The organism is Methyloprofundus sp. (assembly GCF_965251085.1).
In the GTDB taxonomy this organism is placed as follows: domain Bacteria; phylum Pseudomonadota; class Gammaproteobacteria; order Methylococcales; family Methylomonadaceae; genus Methyloprofundus.
Genome location: NZ_OZ252594.1, coordinates 3,264,429 through 3,283,720, shown reverse-complemented (window position 1 = coordinate 3,283,720; position 19,292 = coordinate 3,264,429). Strand labels below are relative to the sequence as shown.

The 19,292-nt window shown below is 41.1% G+C and carries 19 protein-coding genes and 3 tRNA genes; 14 read left to right on the top strand and 8 right to left on the bottom strand.

The genetic code is table 11. The features are described from left to right. Nucleotide 1: 1 nt before the first annotated feature. From crcB to ACQY3F_RS15260, 4 genes are all read left to right on the top strand, one after another. Nucleotides 2-709, top strand: coding sequence for a fluoride efflux transporter CrcB (crcB, locus tag ACQY3F_RS15275; RefSeq protein ID WP_428355792.1), 708 nt, complete (start codon nt 2-4; stop codon nt 707-709). A gap of 313 nt (nt 710-1,022) precedes the next feature. After that, the gene (locus tag ACQY3F_RS15270) at nt 1,023-1,223 is read left to right on the top strand and encodes a hypothetical protein (RefSeq protein WP_428355790.1); all 201 of its coding nucleotides are present in this window, start codon (nt 1,023-1,025) and stop codon (nt 1,221-1,223) included. A 182-nt stretch (nt 1,224-1,405) separates the two neighbouring features. Further along, entirely contained in the window at nt 1,406-2,686 is a 1,281-nt protein-coding gene (serS, locus tag ACQY3F_RS15265; protein WP_428355789.1) for a serine--tRNA ligase, read from the top strand. Between the two features lie 21 nt (nt 2,687-2,707). Then, entirely contained in the window at nt 2,708-3,229 is a 522-nt protein-coding gene (locus ACQY3F_RS15260) for a hypothetical protein (RefSeq protein ID WP_428355788.1), read from the top strand. Between the two features lie 92 nt (nt 3,230-3,321). Here the strand turns inward: ACQY3F_RS15260 and ACQY3F_RS15255 are convergent, their stop codons facing one another. After that, entirely contained in the window at nt 3,322-4,512 is a 1,191-nt protein-coding gene (locus ACQY3F_RS15255; RefSeq protein ID WP_428355787.1) for an OmpA family protein, read from the bottom strand. 106 nt (nt 4,513-4,618) lie between these two features. Between ACQY3F_RS15255 and ACQY3F_RS15250 the strand changes: the two genes are divergently transcribed. The 5 genes from ACQY3F_RS15250 to ACQY3F_RS15230 all read left to right on the top strand — a co-directional run bounded on the left by ACQY3F_RS15250 (nt 4,619) and on the right by ACQY3F_RS15230 (nt 6,877). Beyond that, on the top strand, nt 4,619-5,080 hold the full coding sequence (locus tag ACQY3F_RS15250; protein ID WP_428355786.1) for a tetratricopeptide repeat protein: 462 nt from the start codon (nt 4,619-4,621) through the stop codon (nt 5,078-5,080). A 3-nt stretch (nt 5,081-5,083) separates the two neighbouring features. After that, complete coding sequence (gene gltX, locus ACQY3F_RS15245) at nt 5,084-6,493, top strand: glutamate--tRNA ligase (RefSeq protein ID WP_428355785.1); 1,410 nt, start codon at nt 5,084-5,086, stop codon at nt 6,491-6,493. 41 nt (nt 6,494-6,534) lie between these two features. Next, nucleotides 6,535-6,610: transfer RNA gene (locus ACQY3F_RS15240), tRNA-Ala, on the top strand. Nucleotides 6,611-6,634: 24 nt separating this feature from the next. Further along, nucleotides 6,635-6,710: transfer RNA gene (locus tag ACQY3F_RS15235), tRNA-Glu, on the top strand. A 91-nt stretch (nt 6,711-6,801) separates the two neighbouring features. Then, a tRNA-Glu gene (locus ACQY3F_RS15230) sits at nt 6,802-6,877 on the top strand. 313 nt (nt 6,878-7,190) lie between these two features. Here ACQY3F_RS15230 and ACQY3F_RS15225 read toward each other — a convergent pair. The 3 genes from ACQY3F_RS15225 to ACQY3F_RS15215 all read right to left on the bottom strand — a co-directional run bounded on the left by ACQY3F_RS15225 (nt 7,191) and on the right by ACQY3F_RS15215 (nt 8,629). Beyond that, nucleotides 7,191-7,538 (bottom strand): STAS domain-containing protein, encoded by a 348-nt coding sequence (locus ACQY3F_RS15225; protein WP_428357702.1) that lies wholly within the window; start codon nt 7,536-7,538, stop codon nt 7,191-7,193. Between the two features lie 2 nt (nt 7,539-7,540). Then, complete coding sequence (locus ACQY3F_RS15220; protein ID WP_428355784.1) at nt 7,541-7,969, bottom strand: ATP-binding protein; 429 nt, start codon at nt 7,967-7,969, stop codon at nt 7,541-7,543. A 237-nt stretch (nt 7,970-8,206) separates the two neighbouring features. Further along, a complete protein-coding gene (locus tag ACQY3F_RS15215; protein WP_428355782.1) occupies nt 8,207-8,629 on the bottom strand; it encodes a tellurite resistance TerB family protein in 423 nt (140 codons plus the stop codon). 203 nt (nt 8,630-8,832) lie between these two features. Between ACQY3F_RS15215 and ACQY3F_RS15210 the strand changes: the two genes are divergently transcribed. Further along, nucleotides 8,833-9,465 carry an Hpt domain-containing protein gene (locus ACQY3F_RS15210; protein ID WP_428355781.1) on the top strand — a complete coding sequence of 211 codons (633 nt, stop codon included), beginning with the start codon at nt 8,833-8,835 and terminating at the stop codon, nt 9,463-9,465. 1 nt (nt 9,466) lies between these two features. Next, nucleotides 9,467-10,651, top strand: coding sequence for a PP2C family protein-serine/threonine phosphatase (locus ACQY3F_RS15205; RefSeq protein WP_428355779.1), 1,185 nt, complete (start codon nt 9,467-9,469; stop codon nt 10,649-10,651). Between the two features lie 260 nt (nt 10,652-10,911). On the opposite strand, the gene ACQY3F_RS15200 is transcribed toward ACQY3F_RS15205, so the two are convergent. The 3 genes from ACQY3F_RS15200 to ACQY3F_RS15190 all read right to left on the bottom strand — a co-directional run bounded on the left by ACQY3F_RS15200 (nt 10,912) and on the right by ACQY3F_RS15190 (nt 13,378). Further along, nucleotides 10,912-11,784, bottom strand: a complete 873-nt coding sequence (locus tag ACQY3F_RS15200) for an IS1634 family transposase (protein ID WP_428355778.1) — start codon at nt 11,782-11,784, stop codon at nt 10,912-10,914. Further along, nucleotides 11,756-12,715: an IS1634 family transposase gene (locus ACQY3F_RS15195; protein ID WP_428353366.1), complete on the bottom strand. Its 960-nt coding sequence runs from the start codon at nt 12,713-12,715 to the stop codon at nt 11,756-11,758. Before ACQY3F_RS15195 ends, ACQY3F_RS15200 begins: the two co-directional genes overlap by 29 nt. A gap of 114 nt (nt 12,716-12,829) precedes the next feature. Next, nucleotides 12,830-13,378 carry a hypothetical protein gene (locus ACQY3F_RS15190; protein ID WP_428355777.1) on the bottom strand — a complete coding sequence of 183 codons (549 nt, stop codon included), beginning with the start codon at nt 13,376-13,378 and terminating at the stop codon, nt 12,830-12,832. Nucleotides 13,379-13,754: 376 nt separating this feature from the next. Here ACQY3F_RS15190 and ACQY3F_RS15185 point away from each other — a divergent pair, with 376 nt between their 5' ends. From ACQY3F_RS15185 to ACQY3F_RS15175, 3 genes are all read left to right on the top strand, one after another. After that, nucleotides 13,755-15,251, top strand: a complete 1,497-nt coding sequence (locus ACQY3F_RS15185) for an ISNCY family transposase (protein ID WP_428354718.1) — start codon at nt 13,755-13,757, stop codon at nt 15,249-15,251. 326 nt (nt 15,252-15,577) lie between these two features. Next, nucleotides 15,578-16,774: an ISAzo13 family transposase gene (locus ACQY3F_RS15180; RefSeq protein WP_428352931.1), complete on the top strand. Its 1,197-nt coding sequence runs from the start codon at nt 15,578-15,580 to the stop codon at nt 16,772-16,774. A 668-nt stretch (nt 16,775-17,442) separates the two neighbouring features. Further along, nucleotides 17,443-18,411, top strand: coding sequence for a hypothetical protein (locus ACQY3F_RS15175; RefSeq protein ID WP_428355776.1), 969 nt, complete (start codon nt 17,443-17,445; stop codon nt 18,409-18,411). A 46-nt stretch (nt 18,412-18,457) separates the two neighbouring features. Here ACQY3F_RS15175 and ACQY3F_RS15170 read toward each other — a convergent pair whose 3' ends face one another. After that, a complete protein-coding gene (locus ACQY3F_RS15170; protein WP_428355775.1) occupies nt 18,458-19,228 on the bottom strand; it encodes an elongation factor-1 alpha in 771 nt (256 codons plus the stop codon). Between the last annotated feature and the right edge of the window lie 64 nt (nt 19,229-19,292).

Sequence of the window (19,292 nt, the reverse complement as noted above, 5' to 3'; positions counted from 1 at the left end):
TATGAATCCATTAATCGCAATAGCTTTTGGGGGCGCTTGTGGTGCAGTACTGCGTTTTTTAGTCTCTAGTGGCGTATACCAATGGTTAGGTCGTGGTTTTCCATACGGAACCTTGACTGTGAATATACTCGGCTCCTTTTTAATCGGTTTATTAACCGAAGTATTAGTATTGCAACGTATTGCTATTACCATGGAATACCGCTCTGCAATATTAGTCGGGTTGTTCGGCTCGTTTACCACTTTTTCGACCTTTTCACTGGAAACCTTGTACTTAATTGAGCAAGGTAATCTACTTAAAGCAGCATTAAATATTTTAATTAGTGTCTGTGCCTGTGTATTTGCAGTTTGGATAGGTTTGCTGGCCGGGCGTGCCTTATTTGCTTATTCGGATGGCGTCATACGCTGGATGGGCTGGATATTTCCTTATGCGCTGGTGGCGGTCAATGCACTGGTTGCTTTCTTAATAGGCTTGTTTGCATCACTGTTAATGTATAAAACTGCTATATCAGACGAGTACAGAGCAGCGCTAATTATTGTATTAGTGGGTATGTTTGCAACGCTATCGAGCCTGTACATAGTGTTATATCTGATAGAAGAAGGCCATCAGTTTGAAAAAGAACTGAATATGATGCTCAGTGTGTTTTTAGGTAATGCACTATTATGTGGTGCTTCTATCTGGGCGGGATTACTGTTAGGCAATCAGGTTTAACAAAGGGTAGAGCGGACTTCAGTCCGCTAAGCTATAAGTACCCAAGCATAATTAATTTAACATTTTTCTTGTCTTTTTTCTCATTTTCAGCGTTGCATAAAGAGTTGCATAGCCAGCTATGCGCCTATTTATGCGTCTTGAAAATGAAAAAAAATTCTGCGTAAAATTTGTTAAATTAATTATGCTTGGGTACTTAGCTATCGGTGATAGCTTGATCAGGGCCTTAAGTTATAACGAATGCTGTCCGAAACATTGCCACTAGCGTTTTATTGCTTATGCTAAAATAACTACAGAATAATAGGCAGGTAAAGCAATGACAGATCAAAATATAAAGTTAGAATTAAACAAGATGTTGACGCAGCAGCAACAATGGCATGACGAATTTGAATTAAAACAAGCAGAGTTTGCGCAGCGTGAAAAGCATTGGTGGTGGCAAAGGGGGTTTTGGTTGGTTGTCGCCAGCATTTCATTGACCGCCTTGCTGATGAAGTTATTGATGTCATTACCTGGGTAACTCTAGAAAAAAATCAATCATCAATTCTTAAAAAAGGACTCTTCGTAGTCCTTTTTTATTTTCTGCTATAAGTTATGCTACGCACGGCTACGGCAAGTATAAGTAATGGTATAGTCACTGGTGAATTTCCTCTATAATTATTGGCATTAATAGTATTCATATTTTAAAGGTAACAAAGAATTATGTTAGATCCGCATTTATTTAGATCAGATCTCGAATTTGTACAGACCCAATTAAAAAGACGTGCGGTGGATTTTGATGCAGATTTTTATACTGATTTAGAGAACAGACGCAAAGCGATCCAGGTTAAAACTCAGGAATTACAAAATGAGCGTAATCTAAGTTCTAAATCCATAGGTAAGGCAAAAGCAAAAGGTGAGGATGTTCAGCCCTTGCTGGATCAGGTGCAAGGCTTAGGTGAGCAGCTAAAGTCCGCCGCAACAGAGCTTTCCGAAATTCAGGCGCAAATGCAGGAATTAATGGAAGGCCTGCCCAATATTCTTGATGCGTCAGTGCCGGAAGGTAATGATGAAGATGATAATGTAGAAATTAGTCGCTGGGGCGATGTGCCTGAATTTGAATATGAAATTAAGGATCATGTGGATCTGGGAGCCTTACATAAGGGAATGGACTTTGAGGTCGGTGCAAAAATAACGGGTGCTCGTTTTGTTGTTTTAAAAGGTAATATAGCCCGTCTACAAAGAGCGATTGTTCAATTTATGTTAGATACTCATGCTGATGAGCATGGGTACTCGGAAACCTATGTGCCTTATATCGTTAATGCAGACAGCTTGTATGGTACTGGGCAGCTTCCAAAATTTGCCGATGATTTGTTTAAGGTCAGTGAAGACCCTGACTTATATTTAATCCCCACAGCCGAAGTGCCGGTTACTAATATAGTACGCAATGAAATTGTCGATAATGTAGATATGCCAGTTAAAATGGTCTGTCACACACCATGTTTTCGCAGTGAGGCGGGGGCCTATGGTAAAGATGTGCGTGGTTTGATTCGTCAGCACCAGTTTGAAAAAGTTGAATTAGTGCAGGTAGTAAAAGCAAGCGAATCAGAACAGGCGCATGAAGCATTAACCAGTCATGCAGAAAATATTCTGAAAAAGCTTAATTTACCTTATCGTAAAGTTTTGTTATGTTCAGGCGATACTGGCTTTTCATCGACTAAGACTTATGATCTTGAAGTCTGGTTGCCGGGGCAGGAGACTTATAGGGAAATTTCATCGTGTAGTAACTTCAAAGACTTTCAGGCGCGCCGTTTAAAAGCGCGCTGGCGTAATCCTGAGACAGGTAAGCCTGAGTTAGTGCATACTTTAAATGGCTCGGGATTGGCAGCAGGCCGGACGCTGGTAGCCATTATGGAAAATTATCAAACAGCAGAAGGGAATATTACTGTGCCTGAAGTGCTGCAACCCTATATGGGTGGTGTTAAGCTTATTAATGTAAAGTAATAAAGTATATGGGTAGTGCTTATGAAGAAAGCAGGTTTGCTAGGTACTACCCTGATTGTTTCAGTTACATTCTGTTTGAACAGCTGCGAAAATAGTTCGGAAACAGAGCATAACAAGTACACAGAGACTAATGATACGGTTGCTGTAATAGGACCTCAGTCTGAGGGTTTAGTCGATAATGGACCTAAGGAAGAAAGCAGGACTGTAGTCGAATCAACTGTTAATACAGATGCCCAGGAAAGCAAAATACTTTCAGGCAATAATGCTTTTACAGATGAAATAGACGTTGTTACAGAAGAAGTTCAGCAAGATCAGCCTGTAGCGCTGGATTTTTCACTGAATTTTGAACAGCTGGAACTGCAGACTTTTTCTGATGTCCAGGCCGGTTATGATCGGCGGGTATTGTTACGCGGAATTTTTGAGTCAGAAGATTACTCTACAAATATAGAAATAGAGACTCATTTTGAAGGGCCTCACGTAGAAAATAAAGAAAGGGATGCGACACCGGATGGTGTGGGAATTGATTTTAAAATAGGATTTTAAAATAGTGCTGTGGAATTTGATATTCCTCAAATTCCACAGCCTATTTCAAAGCATCCCCTAACACAAAGAAACGTTAGGGGAGTCTGTGTCGTCTATCTAGCAGTAATAGTAAAGCCTACACGACGGTTTTCTGCGCGTCCCTCAGCTGTATCATTAGGTGCGATAGGATTTGCTTCGCCAAAGCCTTTAGTTGCTAAACGACTAGCATCAATGCCGTTTTCTACTAAATGGTTCTTAACTGCTTTAGCTCTACGCTCTGAAAGGCCCATGTTATAAGCTTCAGGTCCTGTACTATCAGTATGACCTTCAAGCTCAACAGTCATATTAGGGTTTCTTTTTAGAGTTGAGATTGCATTCTCAAATAATGGTGCAAAAGCTGGAGAGATCTTCGCTGAATCAAATCCGAAATCTACGCTATTATAAGACCAGCACCCATTTGAATTAACTTTTGCGCCACTAGGTGTGTTTTTACATTTATCATAAGCATCATCAACACCATCGCCATCGCTATCTCTTGATGTAACTTGAGCAACTGCAACTGCACCTGACGTATACAGCATGCCTTCTACAAAGCTAGCCATAGAAGAGCTAGAAGATAGCTCAGCTGCAGTCATGCTTTTGCCACAGTTAGAAATATTGGATAATTCCTGTAGTACAACCTGACCAGAAGTATCATAGCTATTACCTACCCAGATAGAGTAGATACATAGGCGTGAGCCAAATTTATCTTCCAATGCTTGTGCAGCAGCTAAAGTATTATCAGGAAGTTGTTGGCCGTCACTAAGAATTAAAACAGCGGTGTTGCCACTAGCCGAGTCAAGATCAGTTGCTGCTTGCAGCAGCGCTTTGTTCATTGGAGAGCCACCGCTCGCACATTGTGTCTGGTCTAGAGCAGTCTGGAAACCTTTAGCGGTATATTTGGTTAAGCTCTGATCAGTTTTTGTTGAACTCCAATCCAGGCAATGACCGGAACCATAGGTCTGCATAGCAGAATTAAGTCTGATATTCGCAGGAATGGTTTTGTTTAAACGGTATAATGTTTGTTTTTCAACATCTAATTTTGAATCACCAGAATCATTGCCATCATAAGTTACTCTAGTTGATGAAGACGCATCTAAAATAACATAAACTGTATCAGTTTTTTGCTTGAATGCTGCAGTTGATGTGGCTTGTGCAACGGGAGCTGCAGTAAAGCTTGGATATGATGTAGGTTCTGTTGCACAGCCCGATAACAGGGCAAGACCTGCAATTGAAACTGCGGGAATGATTAATTTTTTTAACATATTTCTCTCCGGAAAAAGTAGGTGTAGCGAATATTTTAACACTTTCAATATATAAGTTAAGCACGAAATAATAGATATGCAAGAAATTTTACTAAAAGAGGTATAAATGAGACTAATACAAACAATGATTTTGAGCTGTTTTGTAATGTTTAGCATGAACAGTTGGGCGAACACATTTGATGAAATTCAACAACAGGCAGAGCAAGGTGATGCCTTAGCGCAAGCAAAAATGGGCGCTATGTACCAGTTGGGCCGAAATGGCGCGACGAAAAATGTTGAAAAATCGGCAAAGTGGATGTTAAAGGCGGCAAATCAGGGCCTAGTTGAGGCTGAAGTGTTTATGGCGGCACTCTATGACCGTGGTTTAGGGGTAAAGCAGAGCGTTAACACGGCAACTCAGTGGTATGAAAAAGCTGCAGCGCAAAATCACGGTACTGCATTGGCAATTCTAGGTCGAAATGATGCCGCCAAAGGAAGCGTAGCGTTTAACTATAAAGCGATGCGTTTAAGAGCTGCAAAACAAATTCCGGTAGAATACTCCAAGCGATTTTTAAGACAGAAACTATAACAGATGACAATGAAAACACGATTTGCCCCTAGTCCAACGGGGCTCTTACATATTGGTGGTGCACGTACTGCGTTATTTTCCTGGTTACATGCCAAAAAGAATAATGGCACTTTTGTACTGCGTATAGAAGATACCGATTTAGAGCGCTCGACACCTGAATCAGTTGCAGCGATTCTTGAAGGCATGCAGTGGCTAGGCTTGGATTATGATGAAGGGCCTTATTATCAGACCCAGAGATTTGATCGTTACGAAGAAATTATTCAGCAATTGCTTGACCAGGGCGATGCTTACTACTGTTATTGCTCAAAAGAAGAGATAGATGCGCTACGTGAACAGCAGATGGCGAATAAGGAAAAGCCGCGTTATAACGGTAAATGTCGCGATAGTGCAGCAGAGCAGGAAGGTATGAATCGGGTTGTTCGTTTTCGCAATCCCGAAGCCGGTGAAGTGGTTCTGGATGATCTAGTTAAAGGTAAAATTGTCGTTGCGAATAAAGAGCTAGATGACCTGATTATTGCTCGAACTGACGGCAGTCCCACCTATAATTTGACGGTAGTTGTCGATGATATGGATATGGGCATAACTGATGTTATTCGCGGTGATGACCATGTCAATAACACGCCTAGGCAAATGAATATCTTAAAGGCGCTGGATGCAGAATTGCCACGCTATGCTCACCTACCTATGATATTGGGTGATGATGGTGCTAGGTTATCCAAGCGTCATGGTGCGGTCGGAGTTATGCAATTCCGTGACGACGGGTATTTACCCGAAGCCTTATTGAATTATATAGTGCGCTTAGGCTGGTCATATGGCGATCAGGAGGTTTTTACCCTGGAGCAAATGATCGAGTTGTTTGATATCAGCAAAGTTAATGTTTCAGCTTCTGCTTTTAATACTGAAAAGCTGACTTGGCTCAATCATCAATATATTATGAACTCAGAACCTGAATTGGTTGCAGAGCATCTTGAATGGCATATGCAGCAGCGGGGAATCGATGCAGCTACACAAGGCCCAGCTTTAGTGGATATAGTTATAGCGCAGCGGGAGCGTAGTAAGACATTAGTCGAGATGGCTGACGCCAGCGTGTATTTTTATCAGGATTTCAACGAATACGATGAGAAGGCCGCTAAGAAAAATTTTAAGCAGGGTACGGACGAAGTTTTGCAGGCATTGCTGGACGCTTTTAAGTCCGTATCTGAATGGCAGGGGAGTGACTTGCATGATATTGTTTTGCAGACTGCCGAGCAGCTAGAGCTAAAACTGGGGAAAGTTGCCCAGCCTTTACGGGTCGCAGTGTGTGGAACGGGAATGTCGCCTTCAATTGACGTAACATTAGCCTTATTAGGCAGAGACAAGACCTTGAGTCGTATACAACAGGCAATTGATTACATCAAAGAAAATAAATACTAGACAGTTATTTCATATGATGTATAATCGTTGAACTCAACTAAGGGGCCATAGCTCAATTGGGAGAGCGCAACACTGGCAGTGTTGAGGTCGGCGGTTCGATCCCGCCTGGCTCCACCATTAACTTAGTTTGAAAAGTTCTTAGTCCCCATCGTCTAGAGGCCTAGGACACCGCCCTTTCACGGCGGTAACGGGGGTTCGAACCCCCCTGGGGACGCCAATTCAAAACTCATAGGAAGTGAGTTTTAGGCTTATAAAAGCTATTTTATGTAATTCAGGAAAAGCGCTTTGCGCTTACAAAAAAGTTCTTAGTCCCCATCGTCTAGAGGCCTAGGACACCGCCCTTTCACGGCGGTAACGGGGGTTCGAACCCCCCTGGGGACGCCATACAAAAGAAAGGGTTATCTATTCATTTAGGTAGCCCTTTTTTGTTGCTGAAAGCTGATCTATCCTCAAGCCCCTCTGAAAGTGTGTTGATATGTGAAGTATTTGCTCAGATTTAATAGGATATATTTTGTAATTATGCATATTTAACTCTTATATTGAATAGCTGGTTTCGGCTATGAGCTGACTTTGAAACTCATGATTTTTATTGGTTTTGTTTTCAATCGAGTCTGACCCTTTTGGTTTTGACCCTTTTGGTTTCTGACTGTTGTGTCTCCAGTTTATTCTGGAAGATAATAAAATAAATTCACTATGCTTATTCACTAGCACTCATGTTTACTATGGCTAAACCATCGTCGACAGTGTCAAATATTGGAAAAATTTTATCCAGATGTGCTAATGCAAGTACTTGGCGGGTGGCCTCACTGATATTTACCAGGCCAAAATACAATTCGCGAACTTTTGCATTCTGGAAACCTTCAACCAGACTGGCCATCCCGGAACTATCGATATATTCCACTGCTGACATTTCAACTAGGACATGCTGTTTGTTTTTTAAAGTCTTCAGAATGAGCTCTCGTGCTTGTGGAGAAGTCTGTAAATCGATCTCCCCTGTCAAAGTGATAATGATAGTATTATCTACATTAGTCGTTTTATATTCCATATTCAAAGATACTCAATTTGTTTTTTCATTTGTAAGATATTACCGTTTTCTTCTTCCGGAGTTTCAAGGTAGTCAACTCTGTCCATAAGTTCATTTATGAAATGTACTCCCAAACCACCGGGTTGAATATCATCCAGATCTCGAGATTTTATATTGCTTTTATCCACTGTTGGGGCAGAATCGGTCAGGCAAAAAGTTAATTCTTTACCATCCGTATGCACTTCAACTCTAAAAGTCTCGATACCTCGGTTATTATAAGCATGCTGGATAATATTCATACCCGCTTCATTGACTGCCAGTACCATCCGCTGAATAAAATCTTGCTCACAACCTTCTTGTCGCAGACAGTCACGAATTAATTCCCGCAGCAAAATCAGCTGTTCTGCTTTTGCCTGAAACTCGCTGTTCGCTATTTGTCTGCAGTATTGCATTATTGTTATTAAAGCTCGTTACTTAAGTTGAACGATTTTTTGATGTTACTTTAAGTAAGTGCAAAAAATTAATTTAACGTTTTTGTAGGTTCGACAAATTCGTACATTGTGTTTAATAGACTTTTTCGGTACGAATTTGTCGAACCTACGGGTATATCATTCAGTTTATGCAGTCTATTAAAGTGTTAATTTAATTTTACGTGGGTACTTAGTTCCCTTCAGGTATTGACGCGATTATCATTTTACCGGGAGTTGAATAATTTCAATATCGTCACTCGCTTCAATAGTGGATACTAGTTTTTGCATATCCAGGCCCAGCAGGTTGGCATCTACCCCCAACAAACTACATAAAGAAACAATTTCAATTTGCTCAACCATACTGGTTTTTCCATCACTTAAACTAATGGCTAAACATAAACGCACAATAAGTTCAGCAGTTGTTTTATCGGTAGCCACCTTTTTAACCGCCGCCACAGCCTCTGCATGTCCCTCTTTAGGAGTTGCACTAAGTTTTCTGGAGAAGTCATTAAAAATTTCTACACCCTCATGAGGATCAAATATTTTTAGCTTTTCCAGGGTAATTAAAATTTGGTCAAGACGGATCCTTTCACAGAATTCTACCTCACCCTCTGCCATTGAAACCATTGCACAAGCTGCCATTGCCGCTTTTAGAAAAGGCCGGTTTTGGCGTTTCTTCTGGCTTTCGTTGAATAAGTGCGTAAAATTATTAAGTAAACCTGACATAATTCCCTCGAGTGTTTGAAAAATTATATATCACTGTTTTATTTAAGTATATCGTTAATAAATATTTATAGTGACTTTACTGAGAATACAATCACACAACCAAGATCCTAACAAGCACTATGCTACAACATGAAATCATTCCTGAAAAATTGTCAGGCTTAGATCTTACCGAAGGACTTAATCGTGTTGCCGGAGATTCTGAATTATACAAAAAAATATTGCTCTCGTTCTATCTGGATAACAAAAAAAAACCACTGCAAATACAACAGGCCTTGCTAGCAAACGACTTTACTACAGCTCGACACCTCGCTCACTCTGTCAAAGGTGTCAGCGGCAATATTTCTGCCAAGCGACTTTTTACTGCGGCCAGTAATCTGGAGCTTCAACTCAATCAGGAATCTCGGCAAAACCTGCCTGAACTACTGGATCAATTCACAGCTGCAATGGACGAAGTGATCAATTCACTTGCTTTTCTGGACAGAATTAATAGTTTAGAAGTAAACTCCAGCCCGGATGACAGCCCTATCAATTGGGACTCAGTTGCCAGAAATATACAAGAGTTGGCCACTCTACTTGATGACTTCGATATGGATGCAGAACTGTCATTTCGAAGTTTAAATAATCAATTATCACAGCACCAATACCAACAAACCATGCACAAACTCGATAATGCAATGACTAATCTTGAATTCGATATAGCGACAGAAATTCTGCTTGACCTTGCTGACACATTAAAGATCAAACTGCACTGAAATGCTGATTAACCCACCACCGCAAACCATACTGATTGTTGATGATGAAATCACTAATATCAAAGTGCTTTCTGCATTACTCCGAGATGATCAGAAAATAGTATTTGCAACTGATGGTACAACGGCATTAGAAAGGGCTCAAACAAAAAAACCGGACTTGGTTCTGCTCGATATTATGATGCCCGGTTTAGACGGTTATCAGGTTTGTCGTAAACTCAAAGAAAACCCCTTAACTGCTCATATACCCGTCATATTTGTCACCGCAAAAGATCAGGAGCAGGATGAGGCGGATGGATTCGCTGCCGGTGCAATTGACTTTATCACCAAACCATACAGTCCTTTACTTGTTAAAGCCCGTGTACGTAATCATTTAAACTTGATAGGTCAACGTAATAAACTCAAGTTGTTATCGGATGAGCTTGAAGCCTACCGCCAACGAGTGAGCCTCGAGTTGCAATCTGCAAGAGAAACGCAATCCTTTCTGCTACCAAGTAAATCAACCCTGAATGCTATCGAGCAAGCTTACCGAATAAGTGTAGATTCCTATTTCAAACCCTGTTCGGAACTTGGCGGAGATTACTGGAGTATTCGTAAGCTTGATGACCAGTGTGTTGCAGTATTGATTGCTGACTTCTCCGGACACGGTGTCAACGCCGCATTAAATACCTTTCGTCTACATGCTCTGCTGGATAACACAAATGAGCAGGCCAACAACCCGGCCATCTTTCTAAAGCAATTAAATGTTCGTTTGTCGCCACTCTTACCTACCGGCCAATATGCCACTGTGTTTTACGGAGTGATTGACCGCGCCAATCATTTACTTCGATATAGCAGTGCTGCGACCCCCAGTCCCCTAGTTATAATGCCTGGGACTAAAATGCCAGTAATCGGCAATGGTGAAGGTTTTCCTTTAGGTATGTTCGATGAGTCTGATTATGAAAGCAGAGAACTTGCTTTCCCCCCAGGTGCATCATTGCTGTTATATAGTGATGCAGTGACTGAAGCCAAATTAAGCAAAGGTGGACGTTTTCATGAACAAGGTTTAATTGAACTGATAAGCAAAAGTATTGCCATCCTTCCCGGAAAACAACGCCTCAACGCATTAATCAACATATTAAACGAACAATTTGTCCACCCTCTTGCAGATGATTTAACCGTGGTTAGTATTTATAGAGAGAATGACTAAGGAACGCGCACGGAATAACTTATGCATCTGGCTCAGGATTTTTATTCGTATTCAAGACGTAGAAACAGGCGCATAGCCAGCTACGTAACAGTTTCTACAACGCAGAAAACGGACAAAAAGACAAGTCAGTTGCTTAAGTTATTTCGTGCGCGTTCCTAACCCATCTTTCGATTTCAGTGACAACAAATCATTTAAAAACAATTAGATACACACAATCAGGCCTTGCTGTTGGCACTACAGATTTTTTATTTTGAATTCGGCTAAATCACTGTTTTTTTAACACCCCCTGGTTGTGCTGAAATTTCCAGTGCTTTATAAATAACGGATTGTCGCGGCTCTGCATTCGTCGCTTTCCTTAGATGAATGGTTTTTCCATCTTCCCGCCGTAAAATAACGGTAATGCGTTGCTGGTTTTCCATTGTCCGCCGAATCGTCTGCCAGCTATCATTAATATGTTCAGCTTTGAGTTGATAACGAAGCGTCTGGACGAGATGATAGGCAATGAGAGTGATAAAGATATGCCCATTAACCCGTTCTTCTTTTCGATGGTAGATAGGGCGTAGCCCGAGTTCACTTTTCAGACTGCGAAAAACACTTTCTAGATCGGTTAGCAGGGTGTAGGTGCGCCAGAGCGTTTCTTCATTCCAGTCGGTCAGGTTGGTGCGTAAGCAATAGACACCGGGGTGGGTTGCCTGCGAGTTGGCTTTTTCCACACGCTTCCAGCTGATTGAGTTGGCCTTGTCTCCTTCATCATCAGGTACGACCGTTACTTCATAGTGCTGTGCTGCACGCGCGTATTTTTCCTTTATGCGTCCCAGCCGTTCTAACACTTTTGTATAATTTTTTGTGGTTCCTTTTTTGCTCAATCTAGCATGCAGGCTGTTGAGTGCGGTTTCATATTTTTCTGAAAAACTATCCTGCATGGCCTGTTCTTTCTTTTCCCTGAGTTGCGAGTGACAGTACAGTTCAACTTCTCCAGTCTCTTCTACAGTCACTTTTTGAACTTTTACGCGTTGCCCCGGAATATCTTTGATCAGAGTTGCCTTTTCTTCATCGAAATCCCGCTTGCGTTTGCGTGAGACAACAATATAGTGAAAGCCATGCTCAATGAAGATACTGGATGTTTTCTTCACTGGCAATGCCTGCATCAAGTATCACAGTGGATCCTGTTCGCCCTTCCAGTCCTTCAAGTATGGTTTGCAGGGTTTGTGGTTCACTTGCATTACCTGGGAAGATCTGGCTTTTACGTGGAAAGCCACTGCCATCAAGCACCAGCCCTAATGTAACCAGGGGACAGTCACTGCGCTTTTCCTTGGAGCGGCCTCTTTGGGCAGCTGGGTTTGTTTTGGCTTCGCCTTCAAAGAAGGTATTTGTCAGATCATAAAGCGTGATAGTTTCACTGAAGCTGAACAGATCCCGTTCTTGCTGATATAAATGGGTTTCAATGGCTTCCCGGTGTTTCCATAATTGGTCGGATACCTGATACAGACGATCCAGCCCCATGTCTTCGAAGTCATAGTCGATTAACTCACCGAGGCCGCTGGTTGTCTGCAGCCAGCCGTGTGTGGCTAATTCACTTGCAGGACAGGCCATGCGAGCAATGATAGTACCGAGGGAGGCGGCAAGCTGGTGCTGGTTAAATCCCAGAGATTTCAATTTATCATCCAGGGTTAACTGCCTTACAGCGTGCAACGCTATTTGCTCGACTCCCACACGGCGCGGTCGTACAAGCTCTAAACTGCCGATATCAACGGTCTCAAAGTGAACGCTATCGTCAAGGGTTGTACTTCGGGATGTGATGATTTGAGTGGCGTAATATTGTGCCCGTGTTTCGAGTGATTCCTCTAGGTCAATAGTGAGCCAGTCAGTCTGTGCTGTCAGTAATTGATCAATACGACTTGATAATGACTTCCACTGGGACTTGGGCACATCGAAGAAACGACCCAGATTAAGCAGGGTACGTTGCTTGACCTTGCCATCAATTCGCTCGGACTCAACTAGCCGAAACGTTTTGTAGGTCTCGCCAGTTGCCTTGGTTCGGGTCGTTGTGCATCGGATATACATACTTGAATTTTTCCATAAAAATCAAGTGAATGCAACTACTTTTGTTATGTTATGGCACTACGCTTTGCTTGGAAATGCAAATGTTTGTAATGATTAGGTTTTTATTTTTTTATCCTATGAAAATAGACCTGTTAGTGGTTTTTGAGCGAAAAACGACTGAACATGGGCTAGGTAAATATCAATCCAGGTGTTGATGATAGGTGCCAGCACTTCCGCCTGATATCCAATAGCGGCCAGCTCAACGAGGTTGGTATCTGGCACGGCCTGTACAGTGAGCATGCGCCGCAGTTCGGGTGTAGACAACTGATTGGTGATACCGGTATTAGTGTCTTGTTGTTGCTCAACCTCAGCTAAGCGGGTGATAGTTTCAGCTAATAGTTCCTGGCCCGTCAGAATTTGTCTTTGAATTGCTACGTGTTGAATATCAGCTTCACTACTTTGTTGGTCAATAGCTGTTTGCGCTACAGTCAATAATGTTGCGTAGCTTCGATACAAGGCCGGGCGGCTATAGACATAACCCAGGCTAATAACCAGGCTAACTATAAATACCGTGCAGAAAATTAATAGCTTCCTTGATTTGTACCATGGAGCTGGGATTATGCCTGTTTGATCATAAGGAGTCTGATTAGGAATGACCTGTATATCAGGAAGGGAGTTATCCATAGGTAAATTACTCAGGTTAAATAGTGCAACAGTATTGTTGGAAGTACTAACGGTTATATTTTTTTAAGTATAACGTTAAACATAAAATAGTTGCTAAACTTTTGTCTGTATCTTTGATTCGTAATGAATATATTGAAATAACGACTAAGTAGTGCTTGAACGGAAATAACTAAATTCCCTTTAAAATCAGCTAACTATGCTATAATAACAGCTAATAAAACGATTGAAGATTCAAAAACCGCCATTTTAGTATTTTTCATACAAAACACATAAGTCACTGTTTTTAAATAGGTCTTGTTATCCAAAAAGTGCATTAGCAAATACTGAGCCTTCAATATCAGCCCTCTATTAGCAAAACTTCGCCGCAAAAAAAACCATGAGAAATGTCATATCATCACAACTGGAAATAGGACAAGTCGATATTGCCAACATCGTCATTGATGTCACATCACGCGATGATATTCCACTCATCCTGCTGGGCTTGCAACACATCTATACAACTGGCCCTTTAAAAGAAGCTGTTTTCAAAATTCTTCAAGAAGTCATCCCGCGCAAGAACAAAAAAGGCAGTGATGAAACAGCTGCCGTCTCATCAAATAAAGGTCGTCCCGGCATGGAACAGTGGCGTATTCTGGTATTAGGCACCTTACGGGTAGCACTCGGTGCTGACTTCGATCGTATCCAGGAACTCGCCAACGAACATCGAACGCTCAGAATGATGCTAGGGCACGGTACTTTTGATGACAAAAACTATCGCTTACAAACCCTAAGAGATAATCTAAAGTTATTTACACCTGAGATCATGGATCGCATTAATACTGAAGTCATTCGCTCGGGTTATCAGTTGCTTAATTTAGAGTCCACTGCATCCATTCAGGGGCGTTGCGATTCATTTGTCTTAAAAACCGATGTTCACTTTCCAACCGACATTAACTTGCTTTACGATGTGATGAGGGTCTTATTCCGTCAGTGTGTTTACTGGTGCCAGGAACACGACCTTCCCGATTGGCGGCAGCATAAACATAACCTCACTGAATTCAAACGACAATATAGACGGATTCAAAAGCTGCGTCATTCCACCTCGAAGGACGAAAAGAAAAAACGGGCTCAGGCCGATTTGATTTGTAACGCACATCAGGTTTATATTGATTTAGCTCAAAAGTACCTGAACCGAGTCACTCAAAGTTATGCGTTATTAATAAGCACCTATAAGGTTCCAGAAGTCCTATTGCTTAAGATGCAAACCTTTCTCCAGCATGGCGATCGACAAGTCGATCAGATCAGACGACGCGTGATTGAGGGAGAAACCATCCCTCATGATGAAAAAGTATTTTCCCTGTTTCAGCCACATACCGAATGGATTAGCAAAGGCAAGGCAGGGGTTCCCGTTGAATTAGGTATACGCGTCTGTATAGTTGAAGACTACCACGGATTCATACTGCATCATAAGGTCATGCAAAAAGAAACGGATGATAAAATAGCCATAGGTATGGTTGAAGCGACACAAGCGAAATTTCCAGCGTTCAATGCGTGTAGTTTTGACAAAGGCTTTCATAGCAAGAGCAATCAAAGTGGGCTGAAAGAGATACTTGATGAAGTGACTTTGCCGAAAAAAGGGAAATTATCGGTCAAGGACAAGGAACGTGAATATGCCGATCAATTTAAACAGGCCAAAAAGAAACACTCAGCTGTTGAGTCGGCCATTAATGCATTGCAGGTTCATGGATTGAGTCAATGTCGGGACCATGGAATTGATGGTTTTGAACGCTATACCGCACTGGCTGTATTATCAAGGAACATACAAAAAGTGGGCGCAATTAAACGAGATATGGAACGACAACGATTGGCCAAAGAAAAAAAGAAAGCCGCTTAAGTTTTTTAAAGAAAGTGGCCTTACTGAGGGATTAGTATGTCTGAAAAGTGGCACAATAGCATTGTGCTGAGCAAATTCGTAATAATGGGTGGATTGTTATCTCAACTAAGCCAAATCGGAAAATATTATGGTAGATTGGGTGTGATGTTTTTTTAAAAAACTGACTTTTCGTTCAGGCACTAAGTAAAGAAAGGGTAGGGTAATGAAAAAATCTATTTTAATTAGGGAGATGGAAAGAAATAATCATCCAAACGAAGTAAGCTTGTGTCTCAATAATTTATAATAATGAATTCTGAATTTATTCTCACACTAGGCAGATAAGCTTGTTGATATTAACAGATAGCATTATAGGTTGGATTATAAATACAGCCCATCGTTTAAAAGGCTCGGTACGTCGTATATTCATGGCTGAAACGGTGGAGCTACTAGGCTCAGGTGGTGCAAGTATTGCTGAAGAAAAACTAGGATGGAATAGAGGCACTATCCGAAAAGGACAATATGAACTTGAAACTCAGCCCATAGAAGATAATTTTTCAGCGAGAGGGCGTAATAAAAGTGAAGAGCATTTTCCTCATCTACTTGATGACATAAAAAAAATTGCTGAACCGGAGTGTCAAACGGATCCCTCTTTTAATTCCTGTCGATTATATACCCGGCTAACGGCTAAAGAAGTTAGAAAACGTTTACTGGAGATTGATTATTACGATGAAAAAACATTACCTTGCTCAAAAACTATCAATACAAAATTAAATGACCTGAGTTACCATCCAAAAAAGGTACAAAAAACAAAGCCTCATAAGAAAATCAAGGAAACGGATGCAATTTTTGAACAAGTTCATTCAGTCAATGGAATGGCAGATATCAACCCAAAAGAGATTCGTATATCAATTGATGCCAAAGCAAGAATGAATATAGGAAATTTTTCACGGGGAGGACGAAATCGGGTTTTAACAAAAGCAGAGGATCATGATTTAGATGTTAAGGAAAAGTTAACTCCTTTTGGTTTTTATCTGCCTGAACATGATGATTTTTTCCTTTTCTTTACAGCAGGCTATGCCAGCAGTGATTTCATCGTTGACCGATTGGAAGAAATTTGGCCAGAAATTCAAGAAAAATATGGAGTAGATATTCTGACAATTAACGCTGACAATGGTATGGAGAACAGTAGCTCCAGAACTCAGTTTATAAAAAGGCTTGTGGAGTTTGCTGAAAAAAGCAACATAAAGATAAAACTGGCCTACTACCCTCCTTATCATAGTAAATATAACCCAATTGAACGAGTATGGGGAGCCTATGAAAATCATATTAGTGGCGACATAATGGATACAGTTGAAACAACTTTAAAATTTGCCAAAAGTATGACCTACAATGGCAAAGCACCTATTGTTAAATTAACAGAAAAAATATATGAAACAGGAGTAAAGGTAGGTAAAAAAGCAATGAAGACGTATTATCAGTTTGTTGACCGAATGCCATCGTTGGAGAAATGGTTTTTGACCATTTCTCCTGGTTGTTCTGGATGATTATTTCTTTCCATCTCCCTTACGGCGCTGTTCTCAGTGTTGTGTTTAAATTCTACGCATGTGTTTGCTGTTGGTGGTAGTGTTGATAAAAGTGGCAAAAGCGCCTGCAAAACAAAGTAGATTAAAAAATGAGGCCTGAACATTTGGCTAGTGTCGCTCCAAAATCTGAAATTTCCTTTTAGGTATATGGCATCGAAAATGCAAAATTTGTAGAAGTGACGGCAAAGAAAATTTCAGTTGAGGTTTTGCGATGGGTAGAGCGTCTTTTTGCGACTCGTAAGAGCTCGAAGAGAAACCCATCATCTTACGTGGGATTGATGGGTTTCGCTGCGCGCTCTCACGAGTCTCTGCGCACCAAAAAAACCGATGCTACGTTCTACCCATCCTGAATTGTGTGTGTTTACGCAGGTACTTAGCTAACGGGGCATCCATGAAGTATTAGAACCAGGTAGAGAGAATAGCGAAATATTTAATTCCATTAATTAGAAAATGGTTATATTCTAATTAATAAGCGTTATAATACTCATTTAGATGGATCATTGCTACCTGCTTCAGACTCATCTGCTGGTACATTAGCATGACTAAGTACGCAATAAACCGGTTAATAAAATATGTTGGCTCAGAATTTTTCTTTTATACACAGAATATCAATACTTGTTTTCAGTCTGGTGATTTTAAATACTGCACAGGCAGAATGGTCAGCCGGTGGCGATTTCAGTGCTTATTATACAGATGATGTCGGGCTTTTTGCAGTCACGCGCCGGCTATCATTAGAAGAAGACCCCACCCAGCCTATAGTCGATGAACCTGATCAGGGTTCTGACTTTGTTTACGAACCTAATGTATATATTAATTGGGTGACAGAAAATAATCTCGGAGAGTTTCAAGTTTCACTGGATGGAGGCGGTTATATTTTTAATGATCACTCTGAGTATTCGCATGGATTTATGCAATTTACTGTAGGGCAGGCACTTACGGATAGAACGAAAATAAAATTCTTATATGATTTTATACCTAGCTTATATCTTGGGTTGAATTTAGTGCCAGAAATACAAGAAGGCGATGCAGAGGAGCATGAAGAAGTTGAGGCAGGTGAGCGGCTGAATAATCATATTCTGGCAATGCATTTAGAGCATGAGTTAACTGATTACCTGACATTACGCGCTTTGGTTCGTTATGGAGTTAGATTATATGATCAACCATTTAGCTATCGTGATACCCAGTTTTTTACTATTGGGCCGCATCTGGTGTGGATGATTACCCCTGATATTGAGTTGCTAGTCGGCTATCATTTTGAGCAGGGCTATACCGATGAAGATCAAACGGTCCAATATCAGGATGATATTGGATATATCAATCATTTTACATCGGCAGAACTTAAAATCCGCGTGTTGCCTGAATTTTTCATAAAAGCTACATTTGATTATGAACATAATGATTACACCAGCTCCTATGCAACGGATATTCATCATAATGGCAATGAAAATGTTTATCAGGGTGAGCTTGAATTTATCTATGAACTAAATGAATCGGCCGCATTGATAGCGGGCTGGCAACATGGCAAGCGAAAGTTCAGCTATGAGGCACACAGTGTAAAAAATAACAATGCCTGGATCGGTGCCGAATATCATTTTTGATTTTGTGAAAACCCATATCGTGAATTAGGCTGATTATTTAATCAAGCTAGGTATTCTCATTGTACAACTGACCATTGCGCGGCAATATCCACATTTGATACATAGATACGAACCAGGTAACAGCCGAGCAGGCGCTGTAGCCAACTCCGGAAATAATCGTTAGCCAGGCAAATTCCGGTGAGATCTTGGTCAGCCACCAGGAGAATACATCAATCATCAGAAATCCAAAGGGCAGGCAGATAATGGCAATTTTAAGCCAAGGTTTAATGCCTACCGCCAGGCTGAAAATAAGCCCATTAAAAAAGAAGATAAATGAAATGGCAAATATATGAATATGCGAGGAACGGGTTAAAGTTGTCGCCGAAGCACCGCCACTAGGCTGAGATACGCTAAGCACTTCCTCGTATTGAGTGAAATCGGGTAACCCCGGGATTACGCTGTGACAGGAAATACAATTCTTGAAAAAAACTTCTTTGGTTTCGCTCTCCCATTGTTCTTTAGAGGCTCCCTGGCGTACCCATTTGATAATTGCCAATTTATCCGCAGAAGAGGCTTTATCACTCATAGAGCCGTTTAGCTTGGTTTCTATCAAGCTATGTTCAGGATCGCCATGATAACTATAGGCGATATCATCGACCGATAAACCAAACTTCTCATCAGCCATACCATGAGTCATTAAAATTTGCGCACTAGCTAAAATTGCACCCAGGCCGATAGTTAATAGATAACTGCTGAGCATGCACTTGGCCATTAGGTTGAGACTAGGCAGGTTTAGCCAGTTAACATTAGATGAGAATTGATTATCTGTTGCACTCATTTTGTTTGTAAGCGCTCAATAGTCAGCGTACTTCACGGCAACTCAGATTAATGCCAAACTATCC